The organism is Akkermansiaceae bacterium (assembly GCA_024233115.1).
In the GTDB taxonomy this organism is placed as follows: domain Bacteria; phylum Verrucomicrobiota; class Verrucomicrobiia; order Verrucomicrobiales; family Akkermansiaceae; genus Oceaniferula.
The window spans coordinates 432,855-459,247 of sequence record JACKQB010000004.1 but is presented as its reverse complement, the minus strand read 5'-3'; the positions used below and the strand labels follow the sequence as shown (position 1 = coordinate 459,247).

20 protein-coding genes are annotated in these 26,393 nt (G+C 55.6%); 13 read left to right on the top strand and 7 right to left on the bottom strand.

Translation table 11 applies throughout. The annotated features are described in order from the left end of the window. Positions 1-3: 3 nt before the first annotated feature. From H7A51_12930 to H7A51_12895, 8 genes are all read left to right on the top strand, one after another. Positions 4-693: an SCO family protein gene (locus H7A51_12930; GenBank protein MCP5537117.1), complete on the top strand. Its 690-nt coding sequence runs from the start codon at positions 4-6 to the stop codon at positions 691-693. 20 nt (positions 694-713) lie between these two features. Next, positions 714-1,412, top strand: a complete 699-nt coding sequence (locus tag H7A51_12925) for a cytochrome c (GenBank protein ID MCP5537116.1) — start codon at positions 714-716, stop codon at positions 1,410-1,412. 33 nt (positions 1,413-1,445) lie between these two features. Beyond that, positions 1,446-2,792, top strand: coding sequence for a cbb3-type cytochrome c oxidase subunit I (locus tag H7A51_12920; protein ID MCP5537115.1), 1,347 nt, complete (start codon positions 1,446-1,448; stop codon positions 2,790-2,792). Beyond that, complete coding sequence (locus H7A51_12915; protein MCP5537114.1) at positions 2,789-3,601, top strand: CbbQ/NirQ/NorQ/GpvN family protein; 813 nt, start codon at positions 2,789-2,791, stop codon at positions 3,599-3,601. Before H7A51_12920 ends, H7A51_12915 begins: the two co-directional genes overlap by 4 nt. A gap of 76 nt (positions 3,602-3,677) precedes the next feature. Further along, complete coding sequence (locus H7A51_12910; GenBank protein MCP5537113.1) at positions 3,678-5,387, top strand: VWA domain-containing protein; 1,710 nt, start codon at positions 3,678-3,680, stop codon at positions 5,385-5,387. 144 nt (positions 5,388-5,531) lie between these two features. After that, positions 5,532-6,122 carry a cytochrome c oxidase subunit 3 gene (locus tag H7A51_12905; protein ID MCP5537112.1) on the top strand — a complete coding sequence of 197 codons (591 nt, stop codon included), beginning with the start codon at positions 5,532-5,534 and terminating at the stop codon, positions 6,120-6,122. A 4-nt stretch (positions 6,123-6,126) separates the two neighbouring features. After that, entirely contained in the window at positions 6,127-6,366 is a 240-nt protein-coding gene (locus H7A51_12900; GenBank protein ID MCP5537111.1) for a cytochrome C oxidase subunit IV family protein, read from the top strand. A gap of 28 nt (positions 6,367-6,394) precedes the next feature. Then, the gene (locus H7A51_12895; protein ID MCP5537110.1) at positions 6,395-6,715 is read left to right on the top strand and encodes a hypothetical protein; all 321 of its coding nucleotides are present in this window, start codon (positions 6,395-6,397) and stop codon (positions 6,713-6,715) included. Positions 6,716-6,722: 7 nt separating this feature from the next. Here the strand turns inward: H7A51_12895 and H7A51_12890 are convergent, their stop codons facing one another. Beyond that, positions 6,723-7,745, bottom strand: a complete 1,023-nt coding sequence (locus H7A51_12890; GenBank protein MCP5537109.1) for a hypothetical protein — start codon at positions 7,743-7,745, stop codon at positions 6,723-6,725. Positions 7,746-8,335: 590 nt separating this feature from the next. On the opposite strand from H7A51_12890, the gene H7A51_12885 reads away from it, so the two are divergent. Continuing rightward, complete coding sequence (locus H7A51_12885; protein MCP5537108.1) at positions 8,336-8,569, top strand: hypothetical protein; 234 nt, start codon at positions 8,336-8,338, stop codon at positions 8,567-8,569. On the opposite strand, the gene H7A51_12880 is transcribed toward H7A51_12885, so the two are convergent. Both H7A51_12880 and H7A51_12875 read right to left on the bottom strand, forming a co-directional pair. Further along, positions 8,497-10,923, bottom strand: coding sequence for a heavy metal translocating P-type ATPase (locus H7A51_12880; protein MCP5537107.1), 2,427 nt, complete (start codon positions 10,921-10,923; stop codon positions 8,497-8,499). The two genes, H7A51_12885 and H7A51_12880, sit on opposite strands and share 73 nt — an antisense overlap. Before the next feature lie 5 nt (positions 10,924-10,928). After that, positions 10,929-11,288, bottom strand: coding sequence for a winged helix-turn-helix transcriptional regulator (locus H7A51_12875; GenBank protein MCP5537106.1), 360 nt, complete (start codon positions 11,286-11,288; stop codon positions 10,929-10,931). Between the two features lie 921 nt (positions 11,289-12,209). On the opposite strand from H7A51_12875, the gene H7A51_12870 reads away from it, so the two are divergent. From H7A51_12870 to H7A51_12855, 4 genes are read left to right on the top strand one after another with little or no spacing between them, the layout of a single operon-like run. Further along, positions 12,210-13,310 carry a TolC family protein gene (locus H7A51_12870; GenBank protein MCP5537105.1) on the top strand — a complete coding sequence of 367 codons (1,101 nt, stop codon included), beginning with the start codon at positions 12,210-12,212 and terminating at the stop codon, positions 13,308-13,310. A 10-nt stretch (positions 13,311-13,320) separates the two neighbouring features. Next, positions 13,321-14,883 carry an efflux RND transporter periplasmic adaptor subunit gene (locus H7A51_12865; protein ID MCP5537104.1) on the top strand — a complete coding sequence of 521 codons (1,563 nt, stop codon included), beginning with the start codon at positions 13,321-13,323 and terminating at the stop codon, positions 14,881-14,883. Positions 14,884-14,939: 56 nt separating this feature from the next. Further along, the gene (locus tag H7A51_12860) at positions 14,940-18,059 is read left to right on the top strand and encodes an efflux RND transporter permease subunit (protein ID MCP5537103.1); all 3,120 of its coding nucleotides are present in this window, start codon (positions 14,940-14,942) and stop codon (positions 18,057-18,059) included. A gap of 4 nt (positions 18,060-18,063) precedes the next feature. Then, complete coding sequence (locus H7A51_12855; GenBank protein ID MCP5537102.1) at positions 18,064-18,666, top strand: cation transporter; 603 nt, start codon at positions 18,064-18,066, stop codon at positions 18,664-18,666. Between the two features lie 57 nt (positions 18,667-18,723). Here the strand turns inward: H7A51_12855 and H7A51_12850 are convergent, their stop codons facing one another. The 4 genes from H7A51_12850 to H7A51_12835 form a co-directional block, all read right to left on the bottom strand. Next, a complete protein-coding gene (locus H7A51_12850; GenBank protein ID MCP5537101.1) occupies positions 18,724-19,464 on the bottom strand; it encodes a two pore domain potassium channel family protein in 741 nt (246 codons plus the stop codon). Positions 19,465-19,542: 78 nt separating this feature from the next. Beyond that, entirely contained in the window at positions 19,543-20,091 is a 549-nt protein-coding gene (locus tag H7A51_12845; protein ID MCP5537100.1) for a DUF3347 domain-containing protein, read from the bottom strand. 50 nt (positions 20,092-20,141) lie between these two features. Next, a complete protein-coding gene (locus H7A51_12840) occupies positions 20,142-24,071 on the bottom strand; it encodes an efflux RND transporter permease subunit (GenBank protein ID MCP5537099.1) in 3,930 nt (1,309 codons plus the stop codon). A gap of 44 nt (positions 24,072-24,115) precedes the next feature. After that, positions 24,116-26,371 carry an efflux RND transporter periplasmic adaptor subunit gene (locus tag H7A51_12835; GenBank protein MCP5537098.1) on the bottom strand — a complete coding sequence of 752 codons (2,256 nt, stop codon included), beginning with the start codon at positions 26,369-26,371 and terminating at the stop codon, positions 24,116-24,118. Between the last annotated feature and the right edge of the window lie 22 nt (positions 26,372-26,393).

Below are 26,393 nucleotides of genomic sequence, written 5' to 3'. Positions count from 1 at the left end.
ACCATGAAATTCACAGTGTCTCTCATGACAGGATGTCTTCTAACATTGGTGTTTTCATCCTGTGATTCCAAACAGCAAGCATCTAACACCGCCGAAGCCACCACCGCTGAGGAGGAGGCGAACGTCGGCTTCCCGGTGATTGCCGAAGGTGAGAAAAAATCCTGCTGCTCCGAACACCCCACGCCTGAAGCGGTGGAGGCTAGCGCCGATTCCATCTATCAGATTGACAGTGATTGGAAGGACCAGGGCGGCCACGACCGCAAACTCAAGTCACTCGGTGGCCGCGTCCAGGTTCTCACCATGGGATACTCCACCTGCAAGTTCGCCTGTCCCCGTTTGCTTGCGGACATGCGCCTGATCGAAGCAGGGCTGCCCAAGGACGTCGCCGCCAAGACGGGTTTCACCTTTGTTTCCATCGACCCCGAAACCGATACCCCGGCCCGGCTCGCCGAGTACCAGGAGGAAAATAACATCGACCCCACCCGCTGGACCCTGCTGACCGGGGAAACCTCGTCCGTGCAGGAGCTTGCCGTCGTTCTCGGCATACAATACCGCAAGATTGACGCCAGGGACTTCGCCCACTCCAACCTGATCACCGTTCTCAACGCCAAAGGCGAAATCATCCACCGTCAGGAAGGCCTCGCGGCCGACCCTGCCGCCACCATCAAAGCCATCATAGAAGCTACCCAATAAACCAACCCACAACCCGAATTATGTTATCCAAATCACAAGCGCGCGCCTTCTTTCTGGGAGGCACTGGCGTCTTTACCGCCGCCTTCCTCGCCCTCACCTATGACTCCCACAGGCAGGTGCCCAAACAGACCAACGAAGACAAGCTCACACCCGAGGTCATCGCCGGTAAGGTCATCTGGGAGGACAACAACTGCATGGGCTGCCACACCCTCTTCGGCGAAGGCGCCTACTACGCACCGGAACTCACCAAGGTGGTCGAGCGCCGCGGCAAAGGTTTTATCAGATCCTTCCTGAAAGACCCCCAGGCCATGTTCCCGGGTGAGCGGAAAATGACGAATTACAACTTCACCGATGAAGAAATCGAAAACGTCATCGCATTTCTCGAATGGTGTGGCGAGGTGGATCTCAATGGCTTTCCCGCCAAACCACCGCTTGGCCGCGTCGCCACGCAACCCGTGGTCACCAGCACAGTCCCCCAGCCTGAGCTGTTCACCACCAAGACCTGCATCGGATGCCACAGCGTCAGCGGCACAGGTGGAAACATCGGTCCCGCTCTCGATACCGTCGGCGCAAGGCTCACCCGTGATGAAATCAGGGCGCAGATAGAAAACCCACGCCCCGTCGAACCCGGCAAAATGATCATGCCCAAACTACCGATCACTCCTGAGGAGCTCGACATCCTGGCCGACTACCTCGAACAACTCGGAAAAACCAAGTAACAAGAACCCGTTCACTTCTAACATTTTACAATCATGAAATTCAAGACACAGAAGATCGCCTACTGGTTCTTCGCGCCCGCGCTGCTGTTGCTGGTGCTCCAGATCGTTTACGGTTTCATCATGGGCTTCGCCCACATGGGCTACGACGTCCTGCACGACATCATCCCCTTCAACACGGCCCGTGCGGTCCACACCAACCTGCTTATCGTATGGTTGCTGCTTGGATTCATGGGTTCGGCCTACTTCATCATCCCCGAGGAGGCCGATCGCGAACTCGCCTGGCCGAAACTCGCCTACGCCCAGCTCATCTCGTTCCTGCTGGTCGGCGTGACGGCGGTGATTTGCTATCATCTCAACATCTGGGAGGGACGCAAGTTCCTCGAAATCCCTCGCCCGCTCGACTATCTGGTCGTCGCCAACGTGCTGCTTTTCCTGGCCAACATCGGCTGGACGGTGTGGAACGGCAAACGTTTCACCACCACCGCCATCGTCCTCTACATGGGCCTGCTGGCCGCGGGATTGCTCTATCTGCCGGGCATGATCACCTTCGACAACCAGACGCTCGATTCGTTCTACCGCTGGTGGGTCGTCCACCTCTGGGTCGAGGGCGTGTGGGAACTGATCATGGGCGGCATCCTCTGTTTCCTGCTCATCAAGCTCACCGGCGTGGACCGCGAAATCGTCGAAAAGTGGCTCTACATCATCGTCGGCCTGACATTCATCTCCGGCATCCTCGGTACCGGCCACCACTATTACTACATCGGCGTGCCGCGCTACTGGCTGATCGTCGGCGGCATCTTCTCCGCCCTCGAGCCGCTGGCCTTCCTCGGCATGGCGATCTACGCGATCTACATGGCGAAAAAGGGCGGTCGCAAGCACCCGAACAAGACCGCCCTGACCTGGACACTGGGTTGCGCGGTCATGTCCTTCGTCGGCGCCGGCTTCCTCGGCTTCGCCCACACCCTGCCGCAGGTGAACCTGTGGACCCACGGCACCCTGGTCACCGCCATGCACGGCCACCTGGCCTTCTGGGGTGCCTATGCGATGATTGTCTTCGCGATGATCGCCTACGCGATGCCGCTGTTGACCGGCCGCAGGTTGTGGGACACCGCCGCCTCGAATTTCGGATTCTGGATCTCGAACATCGGCATGGTTTCCATGACCGGAGCCTTCGCAGTGGCCGGAGTGAGCCAGGTGGTGCTCGAAAGGCGCACCGGAGTGGATTTCCTGGAGGTGCAGAAGGAAGTCGAACCGCACTTCCTCGGCCTGGTGCTGGCCGCCGCCCTGTTCACCGTCGGCATCCTGCTCTTTGTTCTGAACTTCATCCGCTATGGGCGCCCGTCCGACGAGGCGCTCGGCAACGACCCCGCCGAGTCATGACACCGACCCTGATTCAGAACGCGCCTGCGATGGCAACGGATCTGCCGTTTTACCTGCCCGCCGGGCGCGAGGTGGAGCTGGGCGAAAAAGCCCACCGCTCGCAGCTCCCGCTTATGCTCAAGGGACCGACCGGCTGCGGCAAAACCCGTTTCGTCGAGCACATGGCCGCGCGCCTCGGCCGCGAGCTGGTCACCGTGTCCTGCAACGAGGACACCTCCGCCACCGACCTGCTCGGCCGCCACCTGCTGGTCGGCGGCGACACCGTCTGGAACGACGGTCCGGTGACCCGCGCGGTGCGCTCCGGCGCCCTGCTCTACCTCGATGAGATCGCCGAGGCCCGCGCCGACGCCGTCGTCGTCATCCACTCGCTCACCGACCACCGCCGCGAGATCTTCCTTGATCGCACCGGCGAGCGCCTGCGGGCGGCCGGCGACTTCATGCTCGTGGTCAGCTACAACCCCGGCTACCAGCGCAGCCTGCGCGAGCTCAAGCCCTCGACCCGCCAGCGTTTTGCCGCCCTGAATTTCGGATACCCGACCGAAGCCGACGAAATCACCATCGTGGCCACGGAGTCCGGTGGCGATGAGGCGACCGCCAAGAAAATCGTCCGCATCGGCCGCAAAATCCGCCAGCTCACCGAGCTGTCGTTGATGGAGTCGGTCTCGACCCGCCTGCTGATCGCCGCCGGCAAGCTCATCACCGCCGGCATCCCGCCGCGGCTCGCCTGCACCACCGCCATCGCCGAACCCCTCAGCGATGACGAGGAAGCCGTCGCCGCGATGCGCCAGGTCATTGAAATTAGCATTTAAAACCACGGAAGACACAGAAGGCACGGAAGTTTTACCTGCTTGCAACCCGCTACCAGCTACCCGCTACTAACAAAACATGTTTGAATGGGAGGAAAGCACGTTTTTGGGGCTGAAATCGCTTTACCAGCGCTTTGTCACCAAGCCGCAACAACGTGAAATCGAGGACCGACAAGCCGGGCTAAGCGACCACCGAGGCTCGCTCATCCTCCTTGCGCGTATGCTGTCGGGGAAAAACCTGGGCATTTTTGAAACCGGGCACCGTATCCTCAGCACCAAGGACCGGGTTTGTTTGCCACCGCAGTTTCATGAGGCGGACTCCGTTGAGGCGAACACCCGGCTCTACGAACTGAAAACCATCGTCGCGGCACTCGCCATGCGCGACGACTGGACGGGCAACGTCTACGAGCTTGCCAATTACGTCAACCAGCTGTCTGACGAATTCCCCTTTCTGGCGGAAAAAGTGGTTTGGTTGGAAAACAGGCTCGTGGATGACGAGGATACCCTCTGGGATATCCTGGGCGCCCCCAAGCATACCGTCGAATCGACAGCTAAAGACCAGCTCTCCGCCGCCGTCGAGGAGCTTGACCAGGCTTCGGTGGATATCACCACCGAGATCGAGGGTAAGGGTCAGATGGATGTCGAGGTGCTCGCCGCACCCGAGGACGATGGCCATGGTGCCGACATGCCGATCCACACTTTTGAAAAAGCCGAGTGTCTGGAGGAAACCAGTGGCCTGAGCCGTAAGACCGACGATGAGGACGAGCTGGAGGAACACGCGGAAGCGCTCAAGGAAGTCGATATGAAGGAGGTCATGCGTTCGCAGGAACGGCCCAAGTCGATTTACCGGAGTGACATCATCCTCGACGGACTCAATCTTGAGGTCAACGACACCACACCTTCCGCAGGCATCCCCTACCCGGAGTGGGACTACCGTAAACGTGATTACAAACAGGACTGGTGTTATCTCCAGGAAAAGAGAAACCGGGAAAACCACCCCGACTGGATTGCCGCTACGGAAATCAAACACGCCGGCCTGGTCGCGCAGCTGAAGCGGCAGTTTGCCAGTCTGACCTCGGAGTATCTCAAGCTGAAGCGGCAACCTAACGGAAATGACTTTGATATCGATGCCGTGATCGATTCCCAGGTGCAGCTTCGCACTGGCCACACACCGTCCGAGGCGATCTATCTGAATCAGAAAAAGGACATCCACGATGTCGCCGCGGTGCTGCTCCTCGACCTCAGCTTCTCCACCGACGCCTGGGTGCGCGACGTGCGGGTGCTCGATGCCATCATGGAAACGGTTTACTGTGTCGGTGAGGTCATCGACGGCGCCATCGAGTCCTTCGCCGTCGCCGGTTTCTCGTCGAACACCCGGCGGTCGTGCCGCTACGAACTGCTCAAGGACTTCCACGAACCGTGGCGGAAGGCGAAGCTCCACTTCGGCGCGCTCCAGCCGCAGGGCTACACCCGGATCGGCCCGGCGCTGCGCCACGCCCATGAGATGCTTCTCAACCAGCACGCCTCGCACAAGGTCGCCATCCTCGTCACCGACGGCCGTCCCTGCGACTACGACCGCTACGAAGGCACCTATGGCATCCGCGACGTGCGCAAGGCGATCGAAACCGGCAAGCTCCACGGGCTTCGCACCCACGCTTTCGCCATCGAGAAGCAGGCCACGGAAACTTTTCCGATGATGTTCAGTCGTCACCACTTCGATGTTGTCAACTCCCCCCAACAACTCAGCCAGTATATGAGCAAGCTGTTTTCAAAACTGATTGCCAGTTAGATTTGTTGGACAGCATGAACAGAATGAATCAAATTAAGAAAACTCTTAGTGATGGCGTCTAAAAAATTCTGTTACACTCTGTAAATTCTGCCCAGCGCCGCAGGCATCAACCCTGGAAATTATCCTATTCACCCTATCAAAATAATGTCTGCCCAAGCCACCACATCCATCGATCCGAAAAGCATCTGGTACCCGCCGGGCGGCCTGTTGATTTGGTCGCTCGTATTAATGGAGCTGTTTACCTTCGGTGTTGCCCTGATCGCATTCATGGTATCAGCCCAAAACGACCCCGGGGTATTCCACGCATCACGCCTCCTGCTGAACCCGCTGTATGGCGTGATCAACACGGTTTTTCTGCTGACCAGTGGCTATTTCATGGCGTGTAGTGTGGAGCAGGTCAAACGTGGCGACATGCAGCGCGCGCACCGTTTGTTGTTATTCACCATGCTGGGCGGCCTGCTGTTTCTTGTGCTCAAAGCCGTCGAATATCATGGGAAAATCCAGGATGGCCTGGTCCTGGGCTATGACACCTTCTTTACCTTCTACTGGTTGCTCACCTGTTTTCATGTGATGCACGTCCTGGTCGGGCTTGTGATCCTCGCCAGCATGGCATTCCGACTCAAAAACCCGAACAAAACGATTGCAGCGGAGGACTACGAGGCCGGGGGCGTCTTCTGGCACATGTGTGACCTGATCTGGCTGCTGCTGTTTCCGGTCATCTACCTACTTGTCTAAAGCTATGAAAAACATCACCACGCTTGGCGTTCTACTATTACTAACAGCCATCGCTGTATTCGCCGCAAACATGCTACAGGACAGCGGCTACCTGGTCCTGGCCGTGCTTGGTCTCGGTGTGGTCAAACTCCTTCTCGTCGCCTTCCAATTCATGGAACTCAAAAGAGCCAACCTTTTCTGGAAGGCCGCGTTATCGATGGTGGTCGTGCTCTTCCTTGCCTCCTCCTGCATTATCCTCCACTGACCACAGCACAGCGATTATTCATAAAACCATGCGAAAGAAAAAGCCCCACCTCTTTGTAGCCCTTGGCGTCCTAATGATGATCGTTGGAACTGTTGCCATGGGAACCTGTATCTTTGGTGGTCGGCTTAGCCCGGGGGAATCCTTTGCGCTTCCGTTTGGTTTTGTCACTGTCGCCGTGGGTGCCATGTTGCTGACCCGGTCCGCCATCTCGGTCTTTTTCCTGTTTCTCTACGCCATCACCATCCTGGTCATCAACATCGTCCACGGCGATTTCTTGAACCCGCTTCCCGTCTCCTGTCTTATACTGTTAGGTTTGTGTTTTCCCCTGGCGAAGAATGCCAGGAAGTAGCCGGGCACTACTTCTCGAACCTGAGCGTGTGCAGGACTTGCTGGACATAGCCGTTGTTGAGTCGTTGCTGGAGTTTTTGGGGGTCTCCTGTTGAAGGGTCGAGCATCATGACGGCGACCAGACCATCGGCTTTACCGGGCTGAATGATCGCTACGAACTTGACGAAGTACTTTTTGTCATCCTTGCCGGACATTTGTCCCAACAGGACACCTGCGTCGTAGGGGCCGACTTTGGTCTGGTAGCGGTCGACAATTTTTCCACCGACGTAGCCGTTAAAAAACTTCGGCACCATCTGACTTTCGATCATGGCCAGAGCCTTTTGCACCCGCAGTTTGGAGGAGTCCTTCACGCCGACCTTCAGGGAGGTAAAGCGGATGTTTTCCATGAGTTTCTTATCCTTGGTAGCCAGGCTAACACGAATGATCTCCGGCACCTTGGGTTTTCCCGTGATAAAGATGCCTTGATCAGCTGCCGCTTTGGGTAACACAATGGAAAATGGTGCGTCTGGCGCCTCATCCGACCCTTGTTTCCTCAGGTATGCCTTATCGACAACGATGAGCTTGCCTTTGTGGCGCATGTCGTCGACTTTCTCCTCGACGGCCCTTAGGTCTGTTAGGGTGGGCGCTGTGGGGGATGGTGCCTTGGGAAAGGTGAATGCCGGGAACTGTGCCCCGATGAGCTGTTTAAGCCATACCGATTTACTTTTATCGGCCATGTCGAGCATGCTGGCCTTTTTATCGGGTGTTGTCCGGGTGACAAACTGTCGGCCAATCAACGTTTTCCCATCATGGGTGGTATGGAAAAAGAAAAGGTTGAACTCCACGACCTGCTCATTGGACTGCACAAAGGAGATCGCCGCAGTTTGATCGTTTTTCATCGGCATGACCTCGTAGCTCATGCCTTGTTTTTTGAGGTTTTCCGCCATGGCATTGACACGCGCCCTGGCATCGTTTGTCCCCGGATAGATGAACATGCTCAAGAGCCTCGTCCAGTTCTTCACCCCTTGTTTTGGCGGAAAATACTCGTTCACGAGAGTATGTTTGTTCCCGCCAACATATCCCAGAGTGAACCGGGTACCAGTAAAAGTGACCTATGGCGGGGTTGGCCTGACTTCTCCAGCGTCATCCGTGGTCGCCGGTGCTTTTTCCTGGGCAGCCAGTGTCAGGCTCCCCATCAGCCACGTGCAAAGAGTTAAAAAATGCCGACGAGTATGATGGTAATGAATGATCACGTCTGTCACCTTAGCATAAACTTACAGCACCAACAAAGTAGATATGGATAAAATAGGGAGAGCCGGAATAGGATGGATGGTCGTTCCCAGGTCTCGTAAACAGACAAGGACCAGGAGGGATGCAGATGGATGTGCTCAAGTTGCACACCTGTTTAGCCTGCCTTCAAAGGGGCCTCATTTTTATTTGGATCCAAGGTGAGCTTTCCTTGGACAATCATTGTTTCTTCTGCCCGATACGCAAGAGCTCGGGGAGTATTTTTCGTTCTGTGTCAACCAGGGCCTGTTGGGCTGGCGTTACTTTCGCGCTTTCATTCCCGAGTATATCGGTGCGGTAGATATGCATCATGAGGTAGGCTGCGTCGAGGAGCCTGAACCCGTCAAAAAACAAGATGCCACCGGGCATCATGTGGGTGCATCAGGGCGCGCTGCTGTTTAAACAAAAGATCGTCGTCACCGATCCGGAAAACTTCCACCTGGTCCTCCGCACCTATGCCCAGGTGTGCGATGAAGAACGGTGCAGCGAACTGCGGGCCGTCTATGCCAATCAGGGTCAGGGAGTCATTTTCACCGAGTATCGCGGAGACTTTGAAGAGCTGCCCAAGGTTGATTTGGACATTTCATAACGCTTGAGCCTGAGGGCGTTGACGATGACGGAGACGGAGGATGCGCTCATCGCCGCGCCGGCAATCATCGGGCTGAGCAGATGCCCTGTTAGCGGATAGAGCACTCCGGCGGCGACGGGGATACCGACGGCGTTGTAGGCGAATGCAAAGAACAGGTTTTGGCGGATGTTTTTCATCACGGCCTTGCTCAGTTGGATGGCTTTCAGGATGCCGTTGAGGTCGCCTTTGACCAGGGTGATGGCGGCACTCTCGATGGCAATGTCCGTGCCGGTTCCCATCGCGATTCCCACGTGGGCTTCGGCGAGCGCGGGCGCGTCGTTGATGCCGTCTCCGGTCATCGCGACGATGGCTCCCGAGGCCTTGAGTTTTTTGACAATCTTGATTTTGTCCTCCGGTGACAGCCCGGCATGGACTTCATTGATGCCCGTGGCTTTTCCCACGGCTTCGGCGGTGGCCGGGTTGTCTCCGGTGCACATGATCACCCGCACACCGATGGCGTGCAGCCGTTCGATGGCTTCGGACGAGGTGCTTTTGATCGGGTCGGAAATGCCGAGGATCCCGAGCACCCGGTCGTCCTCGGCAACCCAGACGATGGTTCTGGCATCCTTTTGTAAATCGTGTGCCGGTTTTTCGAGGAAGGCGGGAATGGCGATGCCGCTGTCCGCGATGAACTCCTGCTTGCCAACCCAGATGGTTTTTCCATCGACCACTCCGGTCACCCCGCCACCCGTTTTGGACTGGAAACCGGTGGCATTGGGGATGTCGATGGCCAGATCCTTGGCTGCGTCGATGACTGCCTTTGCCAGTGGATGCTCGCTGCCCCGTTCCAGTGCCGCGGCGACTGTTAGCATGTGTATCTCATCGACACCATCAGCGGGTATCTTGCTGGTGACGCTCGGTTTTCCTTCGGTGAGCGTGCCCGTCTTGTCGGTGACCAGGGTGTCCACTTTGCCGGCGGTCTCGATGGCCTCGGCATTTTTTACCAGCACGCCCGACTGCGCAGCCCTGCCGACACCGACCATGATCGACATCGGAGTGGCGAGTCCCAGGGCACAGGGGCAGGCAATAATCAGTACGGACACGGCATTGACGACGGCAAAGGCCATCGCCGGCGCCGGGCCGAAGACCGCCCAGACAACCAGGGTGACCACGGATACGAGCAGCACGATGGGGACAAAGTACCCGGCGACGGTGTCGGCGACCTTCTGGATCGGGGCGCGGCTGCGCTGGGCTTCCGCAACCATGTGAACGATCCGGGAGAGCACGGTATCACTGCCTATTTTCTCGGCCTGCATCAGGAAGGTGCCGGTCTGGTTGACGGTGGCGCCGATCACGGCATCGTCCCGGGTTTTGGAAACAGGAACGGGTTCGCCCGTGATCATGGATTCATCGACGTTGCTTTGTCCCTCGGTGATGTGACCGTCGATCGGGATTTTCTCGCCCGGACGTACACGTAGAATGTCTCCTATCTGGATATCCTCGATGGCGATTTCCTGTTCGTTGCCATCGGTGACGCGGAAGGCGGATTTGGCGGCCAATCCCATCAGCGCCTTGATCGCCTGCCCCGTCTGGCTGCGTGCCTTGGCTTCTAGCAGCTGCCCGAGCAAAACCAGCACTGTGATGACGGCCGCAGCTTCAAAGTAGAGACCGACCTCGCCATGGGAACGGAACGAGTCTGGGAAAATGTTAGGCAAGAAGACAGCAATTGTGCTGTAAACATAAGCAGAGCCAACACCGAGCGAGATCAGGGTGAACATATTCAGGTGCCGGTTTTTGACGGAATTCCAGCCCCGCATAAAAAAAAAGCCGCCCGTCCAGATCACCACCGGGGTGGTCAGCACGAACTCAATCCACTTGGAGGTTTTTTTGGATATGATCGACTCAATGTCCAGCCCCGGAAACATCCCCGCCATGGCGATCACAAAGACGGGAACCGTGAGGATGAGGGCGATCCAGAATTTTCGGGACAGCTCGGCGATTTCCTGTTGGGCATGATCGTCACCAGAGTCGCCTTCAATGGGCTCCAATGCCATGCCGCATTTGGGGCAGTCGCCGGGCACGTCGGAAATGACTTCAGGGTGCATCGGGCAGGTCCACTGTCCGGGCGCGGCTTTCATTTCGTGTGATGCGGTGGGTGCAGAGTCGCCACCCTTATGGTAGCAGCAAGATGAATGCTCATGATCCATCGTGTATGAATCGGGATGAGATTTGAATTTCTCCAAGCAGCTCTCGCTGCAAAAATAGTAACGTTTCCCCGCATGGTTACACTGGTACGCGGTGTCACTGGAAACGGTCATGTTGCAGATAGGGTCTTGGTGCTGATCGTTTTTTGGGAATAGTTTGTTAGTAGTCATCGAGGTTAGATTATTTTGTCGCAATTAGCGTCACCTAAATCCCTCAGATTCCGAGCCGTCAGAGTCAGGGAATAGATAATGAATTTCCCATCCTTTTTGAATTCCACGAGTCCGGCTTTTCTCAGTATTCTGAGGTATTGTGACGCTGTAGGAATCGGAATACCCATGACGTGAGACAAATCGCAGACACAGCAAGGCTCCAGACTTAGCAAATGCATCACCTGCAAGCGGCACGGGTGCGACAGCGCCTTGTAGATAACCGCCATGTCAATGAAGGTATTCTCAGCCAACTCTTTTTTTAGACGGGATACTTTGCTTGTATTAAGGCACTTAGGGGTATCGGATGTTGCAGGAACGGCTTTCATTATACGAAATTGTAAAATAATACTTGATTGGTTCAAGTGTTGAATTACATTATACGCAATCGCATATCGTTCGTGCCGTGTAAAGAAGCCGTTTGATGAATGAAAATGATGTTTCGTAAGCTTACAGCAACAGTTTTGCTTTGGTTGATGTTAGTGGTAGTCGCCACTTCGCAGCCAGGCCTTGGCTATTGTCTTTGCCTACATAAAGTTTTCGTGGGAGAATGCGAGTGCCTTGATATTACTCCCGAAGGAACCTGCTCACGTGTTAGTGGTGAAGGCTCTTGCAAATGTTCTTCGCAAGACACCTCTGAGATTGATGCTTCCCCTAAGCGAGCCCAAGATTGTTCGCTAAATCTCTGCATCGGGCTAGACAATTTTGTTGTTGTAGATGCTGCTCAAACCTCTAGCCGGGACGGGTCTGACTCCATGGCCCCTCCAAGGCAGTTTGGGGAAACCGCCGCCGCCATTTCGCATAGAAGCTCCATCTATGGCATACGTGGAAGCCCACCGTTTGTGGGGCTCATTCCCTCTGTACCTTTTCGTGTGAGGTATTCAGTGTTTCTCGTTTGATTCACTGGTTTGACAGCGAGAGCTCATTTTTTGCGCACGCTTTTTTGTGCCCTGAAGCCGCCGTTATTTTTTGCGACATCTCAGCCATAGCCGAGTCCTCTGTTAGGACAGGCACCCATTCAAACCAAGTGACTTCAAACCTATATTCCTATGTATTTAAGGCTCCCTATTTATATTATTTCTCCACTACTATTCATTTCCTGCGCCTCTGACCCCCAGTCTCGATCAAGCAGCGAATCAGCCAATGGATTAACTTCGGGACACAACACCCGAATACAATCAGCCCCTCTTTTGACGGGGGTCATCTCCCGCAATCGTGCTATCCGATATGCGTTGACCTATAGCCCCAGATTGCAGTCCCAACGCGCAGAACTCCGGGCTCTTCAGGCGGAAACAATCCAAGCCGGACTGCGACCTAATCCCGAACTCGGACTGGACTTGGAGAACTTCGCCGGAAGAGGTGGCAGCAGGGGTTTCAATGGAGCTGAAATCACAGCAGCTCTATCTCAGAAAATGGAACTCGGAGGTAAACGATCCAAGCGAACGATGATCGCGGCACTAAAAGCCGCAGAACTGAAGGCCGAGATTGCCAGCGACGAACGGAATGTCCGGATTGCCGCCGACATCGCTTTCACGACTCTTCTTGAAGCCCGGAAGCTTCGCGAATTGAGCCAACGAAATCTTACCCGTGCAGAAGAAAACTTGAGCACGCTGAATACTTTGCTTGAGGTAGGAAAAAGCAACCAGATCGATGTCGGCAAGGCGAAGCTAGCCATCTCCGAGGCTAAGGAAAGTCTTGCCGAAGCACGTTCTGCGGAGAGTGCCGCAGCCGCAGAGCTGAGTCAGATATGGGGAGGCGGCGCAGCCAATGTCACCGCAGCCGGATCGCTTGGTCCGCCGCAAGGCGCTGCGCCGTCAAACCCAGAATCTGCGATCTCCCGCCATCCGGCGATGCGTGCCGCGGCTCTCCGTTTTGCCCGTGCACAAGCCACCTACGATCTCGAAAAAGCAAAGCGTTTTTCTGATGTGGAAGTAGGTGGTGGAGTCCGCGAAATGCACGATTCCAATGAAACGGCGGCGGTTGTCGGCGTTCGCATTCCCCTACCTCTATTCGACCGTAATCAGGGCAATATCCAAGCAGCCAAGGAACGTCTCGACAGCTCCCGGGCCAATGGACGCGCCACCGAAAGCGAACTTCGCTCCCGGATAGCGAAACTCTCCTCAGATCTCCGTGCCGCCCGTAGCCGTGCCAGCGAGTTCGACTCACGAACGGTCGATGCAGCCCAACAAGGACTGAAAGACACCCTCGAAGCATACAACGCAGGCAAAGCTTCTTTGCTCGAAGTTCTCGATGCCCGCAAAACACTTTTCAAGGTCGAGCGCGGTCAGACCCGCGCCCAGGCCGATCTTCTCCGCGCCCACAATTCCCTAAAAACAATGACTAACACCTAAAACTACCACTATGAAATCAATACAAAAACTAAGCCTGGTCATCTGCCTCGGAATTCTATCTGTTTTTCTGGCCGCGTGCGGCTCCGAAAAAAACAAGACGACCAAAACCTCCGAATCCAGCAAGGAATCCTCCGGTGGTGAAATCGAAGTCCATGCCAAGGCCGACTGCCCCACCGGAGAAGGCTGCTTCATTTGCGATGCTTCAAAACGAGATGCCAAACGTCTCTGGTGCAAGGAGCACGACCGCTACGAAGATCGTTGCTTCCTTTGTCACCCGGACATCAAAGATCCCAAGAGATTGTATTGCACCGAGCACGGTGTCTATGAAGACGAATGCTATCTTTGCCATCCAGAATTAAAGGGAAAGGGCGACAAGACCGGAGCCGCCGCACCATACGCACCTGCTAATGTTTTGATGTGCAAAGAGCATGGTGTCCCGGAAAAGGAATGCGCCGTCTGCCAACCTCAGCTCGCAGCCGGCCTCAAGGCGGGGCAAAGTCTCAAGATTCGTGTCGCATCCGCCGAGTCAATGGAGAGAGTCGGAGTTAAAGTTTCCAATCCCGAAACGACCACTGCTCAGGCTGCCGTCGAAGCATACGCAACGGTCGATTACAATCAAAACAAGGTCGCGAAGATCACTCCTTTGGTCGAGGGCATCGTGCAGAAAATTGCCGTGGTTCCTGGTCAGAAGGTTGCCGCCGGTGAGGTTCTCGGCACAGTGAATTCACCGGATTTTGCCGAAATGAAAAGCCGTTTCCTCTCTGCGAATGCCACTAAGAAGCTCGCTGACCTACAGGAAAGCCGTGAACGTAAGCTGGCGGACAAACGGATCTCAGCAGCCGCCGATCTTGAAGCCGCCGCGGCCGCAGCAGAAGTCGCCGAAGTAAATTTGTCTGCAGCACGCCAGCGCTTACTCAATCTCGGATTGAGCGATAGCGAAATCAATCTGCTCGCCACCGATGGTCGTCCGACTTCTTTGCTCACTCTGAAAGCTCCTTTCGCAGGAACCATCGTTGACCGCGATGTCTCCGTGGGAGAGCGGATCGAACCTGGCGAAGCGATCTTCGTTCTGGCCGATCTCTCGACCATGTGGCTTGAGCTTTCTATTCCTGCCCGCGATGCCGCAGGCCTAACACTAGGAATGGAAGTAAGCGCAACTTTCACGGACATACCGGATACAGTCATCACCGGCAAACTTGTATGGGTGGCGAGTGCGGTTGATGAAAAATCCCGACGCATCCAGGCACGCGCTTTGGTCAGCGCACCTCCAGCCTCTTTGCGCAAAGGCCTGTATGGGGAAGCGCGCATCCACCTTGGCAAGGCCAACCCTTCGCTCGCAGTTCCCACAGGCGCGATCCAGACCATTGATGGAGTGCCTTTCGTCTTTGTCCGCCAAGAACCCGCACTCTACGCAGCAACCCGCGTCGAACTCACACCCGGAGCAGCTTTCGGAGAACTGACCGCGATCCACAGCGGACTCGCACCCGGCGACAAAATCGTCAGCCAAGGCAGCTACATCCTCCGCTCGGAGTTTCTCAAATCACTTCTTGGTGCAGGCTGCGTCGATGATTGATAGCCGCCACACCAGCCACACACCGATCTTTCTATTTTTTAATCTATTCCGCATCCATGTTCACACACCTCATACGTTTCTGTCTGGCCAACCGCCTGTTGGTATTTCTATTCACCGCTCTGATCGCAATCGCCGGGATCTGGGCGGGATCGCGTGTACCCGTTGATGCCTTTCCGGATACCACTCCGATCCAGGTTCAGATCAATACCGTCGCTCCGTCTCTCAATGGCGAAGAGATCGAGCAACAGATCACTCTACCCGTTGAACTGGAAATTTCCGGCCTTCCCGGACTCGTCAGTGTTCGCTCAGTATCCAAATTCGGATTATCCCAAGTTGTCGCCACCTTTGATGACGATACGGAGATCACCACCGCCCGACAGTATATTTCTGAAAGGCTCCTCACTGTCGAGCTGCCCGATGGAGTTGGTACACCGCAGATGGGACCGATCTCGACTGGGCTCGGTGAAATCTTCCACTACGTGATCCGCAGTAACGATGGCAGCCGCAGTCTTGAACAACTGCGAACCATCCATGACTGGATCATCAAGCCCGAGCTTCGCAAAGTCCCCGGCGTTGCAGAAGTAAACTCTTGGGGAGGCCTCGAAAAACAATACCACGTCGTTGTCGATCCAGAGCTGCTGGTGAAATTCAACTTGTCCCTCTCTGATGTCGTCGAAGCTTTGGAAAAAAATAACCGCAACGTGGGCGGAGGCCGGGTCACCGTCAGCGGTCAGGATTTGCTGGTCCACGGCATTGGACGCGTTACTTCCATTCCGGAAATCGAGCGTATTCAGGTCGCCTCCAGCGATGGCACTCCGATTCGTGTTTCGGACATCGCGCAAGTCCGCATCGGCAGCGAGTTGCGCCGTGGCGCGGTCACCGCCGATGGACAGGGCGAGGTCGTCCTCGGCCTCGCCTTCATGCTGATGGGTGAGAACGCCCAGGAAGTCACCCAGGCACTCAAAGTCCGCTTGGAGGAAATCCGACCGTCACTCCCGGATGGAGTGGATGTCCAAATCGTATATGACCGAACCGAACTGACCGATTCGGTGCTCGATACCGTGACTCACAACCTCGTCGGAGGCGCGATACTCGTCACCCTCACCCTATTGATCCTTCTTGGAAACGTCCGCGCCGGCCTGCTGGTCGCCGTCTGCATCCCGCTTGCCATGTTGTTCGCTGTGCTGGGAATGAACTATTTTGCCATCACCGCCAGCCTATTGAGCCTCGGCGCCATCGACTTCGGACTCATCGTTGATGGCTCGGTGGTCATGACGGAAGCCAACCTGCGTGGACTCGCCGAACGCACCCGCCAGGCCGGGCGGAAACTCACCATCGCTGAGCGCTTCGATTGCATCCTCGAATCCAGTCGCTCGGTCGCCCGCCCGATCCTCTTCGGCATGGGCATCATCGCCGTCGTCTTCCTGCCGATCCTCACCCTCGAAGGCACCGAAGGGAAAATGTTCCGCCCCATGGCCATGACCTTTATCCTCGCCCTGATCGGCGCGCTTGTCATCGCCATCGTCATCTCACCGGTCCTGGGCCATCTCTTCCTTCCCCGCAAATTCAAGGACAAGGAGGGCTGGTTTTCGCGCAAGCTCACCGGCGGCTACTCGGCGATCCTCGGCATGGTTCTGAAAATCCGTTGGATCGTCCTCGCCGTTGTCCTCGCGCTGCTCGTCGTCACTGGCTACGTCTCGACCCGTCTTGGCGGTGAGTTCATCCCGCGCCTCAGTGAAGGTGCCGTCGTGGCAAACACCATCCGCTTGGCCGGAACCTCCATCGATACCTCCACCGACTACAACACCCGTATCGAAAAACTGCTCAAGGAAAGCTTCCCCGATGAGATCCGCCACGTCTGGAGCCGCATCGGCACCGCCGAAATCGCCACCGATCCGATGGGCACCGAACTCACCGACATCTTCCTTTCCCTCACTCCCCGCGAGCAGTGGACCCGTGCCGAAACCCAGGACGAACTCGTTGCCAAGATGCAGAAAACCGTCTCAACCCTTCCCGGTGTGAACATCCTCTTCACCCAGCCCATCGAAATGCGGCTCAACGAAATGGAATCCGGCGTGCGCTCAGATGTGGGCATTCTGATTTACGGCGATAGCTTTGAAACACTTACCCGCCTAAGCGATGAAATCCAGAAAGTGCTCGTGGATATCGACGGACAAGCCGACGTTTCCACCGACCAGATCAGCGGCCAGCCCGGACTTCGGATCGAGCTGCAACCTGAAAAAATGGCTCGCCTTGGAATTTCAGCATCCGAAATTTTACCCTACATTGAGGCAATAGGAGTGCTTCGCGTCGGCGAAATCTACGAAGGTCAACGCCAATTTCCACTCGGCATTGTCCTGCCAGAAAAATATCGCACCAACATTGAATCTGTTAGAAACTTGGTCATTCCGACCGCCGACGGTATTCGGGTTCCTCTCTCCGAGGTCGCGGACATCGTCGAAGCACCCGGTGCTGCCACCATCAACCGCGAATGGGGTCGCCGCCTGATCCGGGTACAGAGTAATGTCGATGGCCGGGACGTGGTTTCGTTCGTCGAGGAAGCCAAACGCAAAATCGCTGAAGAGATCGATCTTCCTGAAGGATATGTCATCGAGTGGGGCGGCCAATTTGAAAACCTGGAACGCGCCCATACCCGGCTTTCCCTGGTCGTTCCACTAACCATGATCCTCGTCTTCGTGCTGCTCTATCTCAGTTTACGCAACCTCAAGGATGTCGCCCTGATTTATCTCGGGATTCCCTTCGCCCTTGTCGGCGGTGTCCTCTCCTTGTGGCTGCGTGACATCCCATTTAGCGTCAGTGCGGCCATCGGATTCATCGCGCTCTTCGGAATCGCCGTGCTCAATGGCCAGATCCTGATCGAGGCGATCCGCTCCAATCTACAGGACGCGTCCGATGCCGTCACCGCCGTAAAAGAAGCGGCTACCCAACGTCTGCGTCCCGTCTTGGCGACCGCCATCACCGATGCCATCGGCTTTCTTCCAATGGCCATCTCGACTGGTGTAGGTTCTGAAGTCCAGAAGCCTTTGGCCACCGTCGTTATCGGCGGAGTCATCACCTCCACCGCCCTCACTCTCGTTGTGCTGCCCATTCTTTATCTGATGGTGAACCGTAAACGGCAGAACGCATCAACTCTCGAAGCCACTCCAGCCCAATAGATCCATGTCTTCTTGCGACTGCCACATCGAAGTCACTGATGCCTCACAGAAAGGAATTCTCCGCAAACTGCTCGCCCTGAACGTGACCATGTTCGTCACCGAACTCGTCGTTGGCATCATCGGCGAATCAACCGGTGTCCTTGCCGACTCGCTCGATATGCTGGCCGATGCACTCGTTTATAGCGTAGCTCTTTACGCTGTCGGTCGATGCTCCAGCATCAAAACCAAGGCAGCCTTCCTCAGCGGTGGATTCCAAGTGTTCATCGCCTTGGGAATTGGCACTGACATCGTCAGACGGGCGATCACTGGTAGCGAGCCGTCGTCGCTCCTGATGTTCATCGTTTCCATTATCGCACTCACTGTGAACGCTTACTGCCTGAAACTCATATCGAAGGAAAAGGAAGGAGAAGTCCACATGCGGGCAAGCTACATCTTTTCCAAGAACGATGTCATTGCCAATTCCGGTGTCATTGTGGCAAGCATCATTATCTACCTCACGGACTCAAGGTGGCCGGATCTAATTATCGGCACAATCATTACTGGGGTCGTGCTAAGGGGTGGAATCCGCATACTTGTGGGCGCTCGGTACCAAAGCATGAGGGACTGAAGCCTAGTTTTTAACAGGTTGCCGATTGTCTATGGCTAAGATCTAAAATAGCTTGTTTTATGTTATGTTCTTGGACGCGTGCTGTGAAGCGCGAACGACATGTAACCCAACCAAGCGAGCGATTAAGATGGTAAGGAAAAGCTGGCCTGTAATAGCCTCGGTGCAAGTCAAGACGCGTGCAGCAAGGGTCAATGGTGCGAAATCGCCAAAGCCTAGCGTTGTCAGGGTTGCGAAGCTAAAATAACAATAATTGGCTACTAAGGAGGCCAATGTGTCATCGTTAGAAAATAGTAATGGGATTTCACTGTGTAGTGGAGTGGCACCAGTGACCGAATGTAAAACGATATAGCCATAGGCAAAAGTGATACCGATTAGAACGTAGGCCGAAGCCGCACCGATTAGGTTGTTTATGCCAATATTTGATGAACTAAGTATGCCATAGAGGAGAGAGGATGTGATGAATATCAAAAAGAATAATGTTAGGGTGTTTATTGAGGTGAAAACCCATCCATGAGAATCGCCTAGAAACTGGTAGCAAATCAGGCCTGATATGCCGAGCAAGATGACGAGGAAGCCAAGAAGTCGGGTGACCTTTTTAATAAAAGTCTTGTAGCTGGTGCAATAAGTGGCTGTTAGGAGCATTCCCCAAAATACAAATGTCCAAATAACCAAGCCCATGTCTTGGAATTCAAGAATGGGGTAAAACAAAGCGAGGATCAGTAGCGCAATACCCAGAAGATAATACCTCGGCTCATCTTGTTTGAGATCTGCAACGCTGAGTAATGTTCTGAATTTCATGAGTTTTGCTATTGGTAAATAATTCTTTGGTTGCCGGTGATGTTAGATACATCGGCAACCAAAGCATTTATGTTGGACTTATTTTTTGAAACTCCCGCAGTGAGCCATTGCTGCTCCGAAGTATGGGTTGTTCACTCTTGTGTCGCTGGCTTTCTGGAGCCAGTCTCCACCTTTGTTTCCATTGGCCATTGGGCAGTGCGCGACTTTCCATTCCTTACTAGTTTTAGCGATCTTAATGGCAGCAGCACTCAGATCATTAAATATTGAGCGAGCTTCCTTGATGGTTTTGGCTTGGGATAGCTTCTTGGCGGAAGTAGCCATGGAGCTTTTCTCATCATGTTTAGCTAAATTAGCCGCAGCTTTCTTGGCTGATCCCAAATCATCTTTGTAAAGAGCGGTTGCAACTGCATTGTAGCCCTCTAATATACTGTTGGAGTTAGAAACTGCTGTTCCTGAGGTTATAGTTTCTGTTGAGGTTGATTTACTAGCCGGTGTTGTTTTATCCCCACAGCATCCGCCTTCAGTAGGGGGCGGGGTTTCTCCGCAACAGCCACTTTGTGCAAGCAAGTTGGTGCTGGAAAATGTTAATCCGAGGGCGCATATAGCGATGGTTTTTATTGGTTTCATTGGTTTTCTGTTTATTGGTTTCTGTTGGTTGCCTCGTTAGAGGCGAGAGTTTACAATTTCCTTTTCACCTCCTGCATTGCACAAAAGAGAACCGGAACGACAAACATGGTGAGTAGTTCCACGAGCATGCCTCCGAAGATAGGCACGGCCATGGGTCCCATGATGTCGGCTCCGCGCCCAGTGGATGTCAGCACGGGGAGCAGGGCTAACAGAGTAGTGGCGGTGGTCATCAGGCAGGGGCGGCAACGGCGTTTGCCCGCGGTGACGGTGGTGGCGCGGATTTCAGCAAGGCTCTGCGGCTTGTCTTTGGCAAAGCGCTGGCGCAGGTAGGTGGAGATGACCACACCGTCGTCGGTGGCGATGCCGAAGAGGGCGATGAAACCGACCCAGACGGCGGTGGACAGGTTGACGGGGTGGATCTGGAACAGCTCGCGCAGGTTGTGGCCAAAGACGGTGACGTTCATGAACCCGGGCTGGCCGTAGAGCCAGAGCAGAAGGAATCCTCCGGAAAAGGCGACGCCGATGCCGCTGAAAATGATGAGGGTGTTGAGCACGGAGCGGTTTTCCAGGTAGAGAATCAGGAAAATCGACAGCAAGGCCAGCGGCATGACGATCATCATGTTTTTCTCAAACTCGAGCGCGGACTCATAGTTGCCGGCAAATTCGTAGCGGATGCCGCTGGCACGTTTTAGATGGCCCTCTTTTTCTTGTGTGTCGAGATAGGCCTGGATTTCCTCGACCACATCCACCTCGGCAAACCCCGGATTGGCGCCGAAGGTGACGTATCCTGTTAGGAACGTGTCCTCGCTTTTGATGACCTGCGGGCCGCGGACGTAGTTGATCTCGACGAGCTGGCCGAGCGGCACCTGAGCACCTTCCTTGGTTTTGATGAGGATTTTTTTGATCGATTCAATCGAGTCGCGCGCCTCGCGGGCGTAGCGAACCTGGACACCGTATCGCTCGCGCCCTTCCACCGTGGTGGTGACAATCTCGCCGCCGATGGCGGTCTGGATCGTCTGGTGGATGTCGATGACGTTGAGGCCGTAGCGTTTGGCCGCCTCGCGGTCGGGGTGGATTTCGAGGTAGGGTTTGCCGACAATGCGGTCGGCGTTGATGCTGTTGGGGTCGAGTCCGGGGATACCGCTTTCACGCATCAGCCGCTCAATCTGGAGGCCAAAATCCTCGAGGCTGAGAAGTGTGGGTGCCTTGATCTTGATTCCCATGGGTGCGCGCATACCGGTGCGCAGCATGACCAGTCGGGTTTCGATCGGCTGGAGCTTGGGCGCGCCAGTGACACCGGGAACCTGGGTGACCTTGCTGATTTCCTGCCAGATGTCATCGGCACTCTTGATGTGGGGCCGCCACTGGCGGAATGGCTTGCCGCGTATATCCGGAACGAGTTTGCCTTTGCTGTCGTAGATGTAGTCGCCGTTCGCACTGACGGCGAAAGTGAGCACGTGGCCCTTTTCATCCGTGCGGAATTCCGGGCGGTAGTTGACGATGGTTTCGATCATCGAAATGGGTGCTGGATCGAGTGCCGACTCGGCGCGGCCGATTTTCCCCACGACCTGGGAAACCTCCGGGATGGCGGCGATGGCGGCGTCGAGGGCGCGCAGTGCCTCGGTAGCCTCCTCGATGGAGGCGTGCGGGCTGACCGTGGGCATGACGAGGAATGAACCCTCGTCGAGCGCGGGGCGGAACTCTTTGCCGAGGCCGGGGAACTTTTTGTCAAGATCCTGGTAGAGCGAGGTTTCACGGATGCCATCGGGCAGCCCGGACATCAGCTTTCCAAAACCCATCCAGATGCATCCCGCCGCGGCGAGCATCATCAGCGGAATACTGAGGAACAGCGCCTTGTGCTCAAGACACCAGCCAAGGATGCGGGCGTAGCCGAGCTCGAATATTTTAAAGGAAACAAGAAGTCCGCCGAGCAGGAAGGCAACAAAAAGGAAATTCGTGAATGTGGCGGAGGCCAGCCCGAGGGGCATCCAGTTTTTAGCCAGCAGCCAGCCGACAATCAGGGCGGTGCCGACATTGATGCTTATCACGCCCGCTTGTTGCAGCCTGGCGGGGAGCCGGGCGTGGAAGGCGTTAAGGAGCGCCAGGACGACAAAGGCGGAAGCGAGAGGCGCGGAAAACCCGAAGGAAATGCCTGCTCCAATTCCCAGGAGCGCGGTAATGAGATAACTGCGGCTAAGGATTTTGGCCGACCATTTCCGATGGTCGTTTTCATCCTTTTTCAACCAGCGTGGTAGAACACCTAACAAAAAGTGCGCTATCGGCGGGATGATGGTGAGCGCGACAATGATGGAGGCGATCAGGGCGAAGGATTTGGTATAGGCGAGCGGACGGTAGAGGCGGCCCGCCTCACCCGTCATGGTGAAAACAGGCAGGAAACTCACCACGGTGGTCATCACCGAGGTGGTGACGGCACCGGCAACCTCGGTAACGGCCTCATAGATCACGGCGGCGGAACTGGCGCCGGGCTTCGCCTCCTTGAGGTGCTTGATGATGTTTTCCGTCAGCACAATGCCGACATCCACCACCGTTCCGATGGCGATGGCGATGCCTGACAGGGCGACGATATTGGCATCGACGCCAAACAGCTTCATGGCAATGAAGGTGAGCAACACCGCCAAGGGCAGCATGGAGGAAATCAGGATACTGCTGCGAAGGTGCAGCACCATGATCACCACCACGATGATGGTCACGAGGATCTGCTGATAGAGCGCCTCGTCGAGGGTGTTGAGGGTTTCATCAATAAGGCCGGAGCGATCGTAAAAGGGGACGATGGTGACCTTGGAGGTGTTCATCCATGCGGGCCAGTGGTCCCGTGCATGGGTATTGGCCCACGCCAGCCACGCCTCCTGGCTCAGGCTTGTGTCTGCCGGGGCTTCACTGGCAAAGGGGGGGGAGATGTTGTGCTCGCCGGCAAATTTTGCAACGGCGGCGCGATCGGTTTTCTGCCAGTCAACCACGACTTTCATCGGCAGGGCCGCGGAGACCTCCCTCACCTTCGCCTTGGTGTTTTTGATAGTCTCCAAGGGATTGGCTCCGTAACGGGCGACCACGATTCCGCCTGCGGCGTCGGCTCCGTTGACATCGATGACACCGCGCCGCAGTGCCGGGCCGAGCTGGACGGTGGCCACTTGCGCCACGGTGACCGGGGTGTTGTCCCGCACGGCGACCACGGCATCGCGCAGGTCGTCGAGTTCACGGATGTATCCGGTGCCACGGAGGATGTATTCCACGCCGTTGACCGCGAGGTTTCGGGCGCCTGTTTCCATGTTGCTTTTGCGCACGGCATTGGCGACGTCGGCCAGGGTGACGTTCCACGCCTGGAGTTTGACCGGGTCAACCTCGACCTGGTATTGTTTGACGAAACCGCCGACGGAGGCGACCTCGGCGACCCCGTCGGCACCGAGCAGGGAGTAACGCACATACCAGTCCTGCAGGGAGCGAAGCTCCTCCGGGTTCCACCCTGGGGTAGGGTTGCCGTCTGGATCGCGCCCTTCCAGATAATACTGAAACACCTGTCCTAGTCCTGTGGCATCCGGGCCAAGTGTCGGTGTGGTGCCACCAGGAAGTAGCCCGGCGGGAAGGCTGTTGAGTTTTTCCAGAATGCGACTACGGCTCCAGTAGTAATCAACGTCTTCCTTAAAGATGAGGTAGACATAAGAAAACCCAAACATGGAATAGCTGCGAACTTCCTGGACCCCGGGAATGCCCAGCAACGAGACGGTGAGCGGGTAGCTGACCTGGTCTTCCACGTCCTGGGGTGAGCGGCCCATGTACTCGGTGAAAACGATCTGCTGGTTGTCGCCAAGATCAGGAATGGCATCGACCGCAACAGGATCACGGGGGATGGTTTTTGTATCCCAGTCAAAGGGGGCAACCCGCACACCCCAGCCAATGACGACAGTAAGCAGAATGAGAACAACCAGTTTTTGGTTGAGGCAGAAGTGGATGAGTTTGTGCATTGGGAGTATTCAGTATTCAGGAAAAGCGGGAAAAGCGGATGCTTCTAGTGACCGCTGTGATCCTCTGTTGGAGTTTGGATTTTAGAGTTTGAATCTTCTAACGAAAGGGTGTCGGTGACTGAGCCGCAGTCATACATGGCATCACCAAAGTAGGGGTTTCTGACCCGGGGGTCGGCGGATAACCAGTCGGCTCCCTGGCCATTGAGGGCCATCGGGCAGTGCATGACATAAACATTGCCGATATAATCCAATCCATGCTGTCGGATGAGGTGGATCAATGAATCGCTGACCGGCTTGAACGCCCTGCGTAATGCCTTGACGTCCTTTTCTTTTAGGAAATCGGCGACCGCCTTCCGGAGGGTCACTGTTTCATCTCCCTCGGGGATGGATGACAAGGCCCCGGCGAGTGCGGCGGCGGCCTTGATCGCTTCCCCCGGCTTATCATCGGAAAGCGCCTTGCTGACTTGCAGGTAGGCACTTGTCGCAGCCTTGAGTGAAGAAATCCACGACTTCTCTGGAGAGATGGATGGAAGGGCCTTTGATGATAATCCAAGATAGCGGCCCGTCTGGTTTATTTGATCGCGTACAGCAGAGAGTGTGGCGCGATCCATTTTCCGGGTCTTTGAAATGGTAAGCGTGTTATCCAACCGCATGTAAAATTCTTTCCAGAGCGCGAGTTCCCTTGGTTGGAGTTGGGAATGCTCAATCCGCTGAAGCGCATAATGCATGGATGTTAGGTTTTTGCTCGCACTGGCAGGATCTCCCTGCTGGATACTTTGCTCAAACTTTCCGTATGCGCGCAGTACAGGTGACCATTGTCCGGTGATCTGACCGGCGGCCCGTTTGGCGGGACGCTCCTCCAGTCCGGAGTCGGGATTCATCATCGATGGACGGGCTTTGATTTGCAGCTCACTGTCGAGTTTGAAAGCACCTTTGGTAACGACCATTTCACCCGCATCGAGTCCACTATAGGCGATGAAATAATCGCCTGTTTTAGGTCCCAAAACGATTTCGCGTCCTTCAAAAACCGGTTCCTCCTTTTCCGGGATACGCACGTAAACAATGGCACGGTTACCTGTGCGTAGTACTGCCGATGCCGGGACAAGGATCGGATTTTCCGTTGGTTGATCTGATGCCACAAATCCAAATTTTTCAGTGGGGACAAGTGGCATACCGCAGATGTCGCACTCGCCAGGACCGTCTTTGACGATTTCCGGATGCATCGGGCTGATCCACTTGCCGGCAAGGTCGGCACTGAGTACGCGGCCATGGAGAGCAACTTTGGACTGCGCGGATGCGTTGGCAAACATGCCGGGTTTGAGCAAGCGCTCTTTATTCTCGACGTTGACGCGAACTCTTACAATGCGACGTTTGGGGTCGAGCTGTGGATCGATAAAAGCGATACGTCCATGGAAGGTTTTCCCAGGGATTGCTTCGACATGAAAGGAAACATCCTGGGCATATCGCAGCCATGGGAGGTCCGACTCATAGGCTTCCATTTTCAGCCAGACAGAATCAAGATTAGCGATGCTGAAGAGCGGCTCTCCTGTCTTGAGATACTCCCCCTCCTTGACGTTGAGCTTGACAATAATGCCATCCTGAGGGGCGGTCAGGGTAATGTGATCACTGGGTTTATGCTGTTTTTCTATCGCAGCAATTTGCAGCTCAGTGAGTTCTAGCAAACGTAGCTTTTCACGGGCGGCCGTCAGGAAGTCGGTTCGTATCTTACGGACGTTAGGCGTTGAGGATGTGGTGAGGGATTGCACCGCCTGAATGAGTTCCTGCTGGGCTACATATATTTCCGGGCTGTAGATCTCCGCGATGGCATCCCCCTTGCTAACCGACGTGCCGGTGAAGTCGGCAAAGAGCCGATCAATCCGGCCGCTCATGCGTGCGGTGGTGGTGACAACACTGCGTTCATCGTAGTCGATTTTTCCGAACATCTTCACATCCACTTGCGCGGGTGCACGGAGCACAGGGCTAACACGGAGGTCGAGTAGTGCGGCGGCTTCGTCACTGACCGTGATTTCCCGCAAGCCCTCGTCACTGTTTCCAGTTTCCAGAGGAATGAGGTCCATGTTGCAGATCGGGCATAAGCCGGGGTTGGGCTGGCGGATTTGCGGGTGCATGGAACAAGTCCACACCTGGTTGCTTGCCGATGCCGAGGCTCCATGATGATCGTGTTTTTCCGATGGCAGGCCGAACCACCAGCCTGCAAAAAAGAGGACAACGGGTAGTAAAATGGCTACTGGTTTTTTGCTTACCAAAGCAATGGTTTTGAATACGTTGGAAATTTTCATGGCGAGATGTAGGTTAGTGGGA

Coding starts and splice junctions, on each gene's coding strand:
- H7A51_12930 (MCP5537117.1), top strand. CDS start 4: ATGAAATTCACAGTGTCTCTCATGACAGGATGTCTTCTAACATTGGTG.
- H7A51_12905 (MCP5537112.1), top strand. CDS start 5,532: ATGTCTGCCCAAGCCACCACATCCATCGATCCGAAAAGCATCTGGTAC.
- H7A51_12835 (MCP5537098.1), bottom strand. CDS start 26,371: ATGAAAATTTCCAACGTATTCAAAACCATTGCTTTGGTAAGCAAAAAA.
- H7A51_12920 (MCP5537115.1), top strand. CDS start 1,446: ATGAAATTCAAGACACAGAAGATCGCCTACTGGTTCTTCGCGCCCGCG.
- H7A51_12880 (MCP5537107.1), bottom strand. CDS start 10,923: ATGACTACTAACAAACTATTCCCAAAAAACGATCAGCACCAAGACCCT.
- H7A51_12865 (MCP5537104.1), top strand. CDS start 13,321: ATGAAATCAATACAAAAACTAAGCCTGGTCATCTGCCTCGGAATTCTA.
- H7A51_12900 (MCP5537111.1), top strand. CDS start 6,127: ATGAAAAACATCACCACGCTTGGCGTTCTACTATTACTAACAGCCATC.
- H7A51_12875 (MCP5537106.1), bottom strand. CDS start 11,288: ATGAAAGCCGTTCCTGCAACATCCGATACCCCTAAGTGCCTTAATACA.
- H7A51_12845 (MCP5537100.1), bottom strand. CDS start 20,091: ATGAAACCAATAAAAACCATCGCTATATGCGCCCTCGGATTAACATTT.
- H7A51_12910 (MCP5537113.1), top strand. CDS start 3,678: ATGTTTGAATGGGAGGAAAGCACGTTTTTGGGGCTGAAATCGCTTTAC.
- H7A51_12840 (MCP5537099.1), bottom strand. CDS start 24,071: ATGCACAAACTCATCCACTTCTGCCTCAACCAAAAACTGGTTGTTCTC.
- H7A51_12850 (MCP5537101.1), bottom strand. CDS start 19,464: ATGAAATTCAGAACATTACTCAGCGTTGCAGATCTCAAACAAGATGAG.
- H7A51_12915 (MCP5537114.1), top strand. CDS start 2,789: ATGACACCGACCCTGATTCAGAACGCGCCTGCGATGGCAACGGATCTG.
- H7A51_12855 (MCP5537102.1), top strand. CDS start 18,064: ATGTCTTCTTGCGACTGCCACATCGAAGTCACTGATGCCTCACAGAAA.
- H7A51_12860 (MCP5537103.1), top strand. CDS start 14,940: ATGTTCACACACCTCATACGTTTCTGTCTGGCCAACCGCCTGTTGGTA.
- H7A51_12885 (MCP5537108.1), top strand. CDS start 8,336: ATGCCACCGGGCATCATGTGGGTGCATCAGGGCGCGCTGCTGTTTAAA.
- H7A51_12925 (MCP5537116.1), top strand. CDS start 714: ATGTTATCCAAATCACAAGCGCGCGCCTTCTTTCTGGGAGGCACTGGC.
- H7A51_12895 (MCP5537110.1), top strand. CDS start 6,395: ATGCGAAAGAAAAAGCCCCACCTCTTTGTAGCCCTTGGCGTCCTAATG.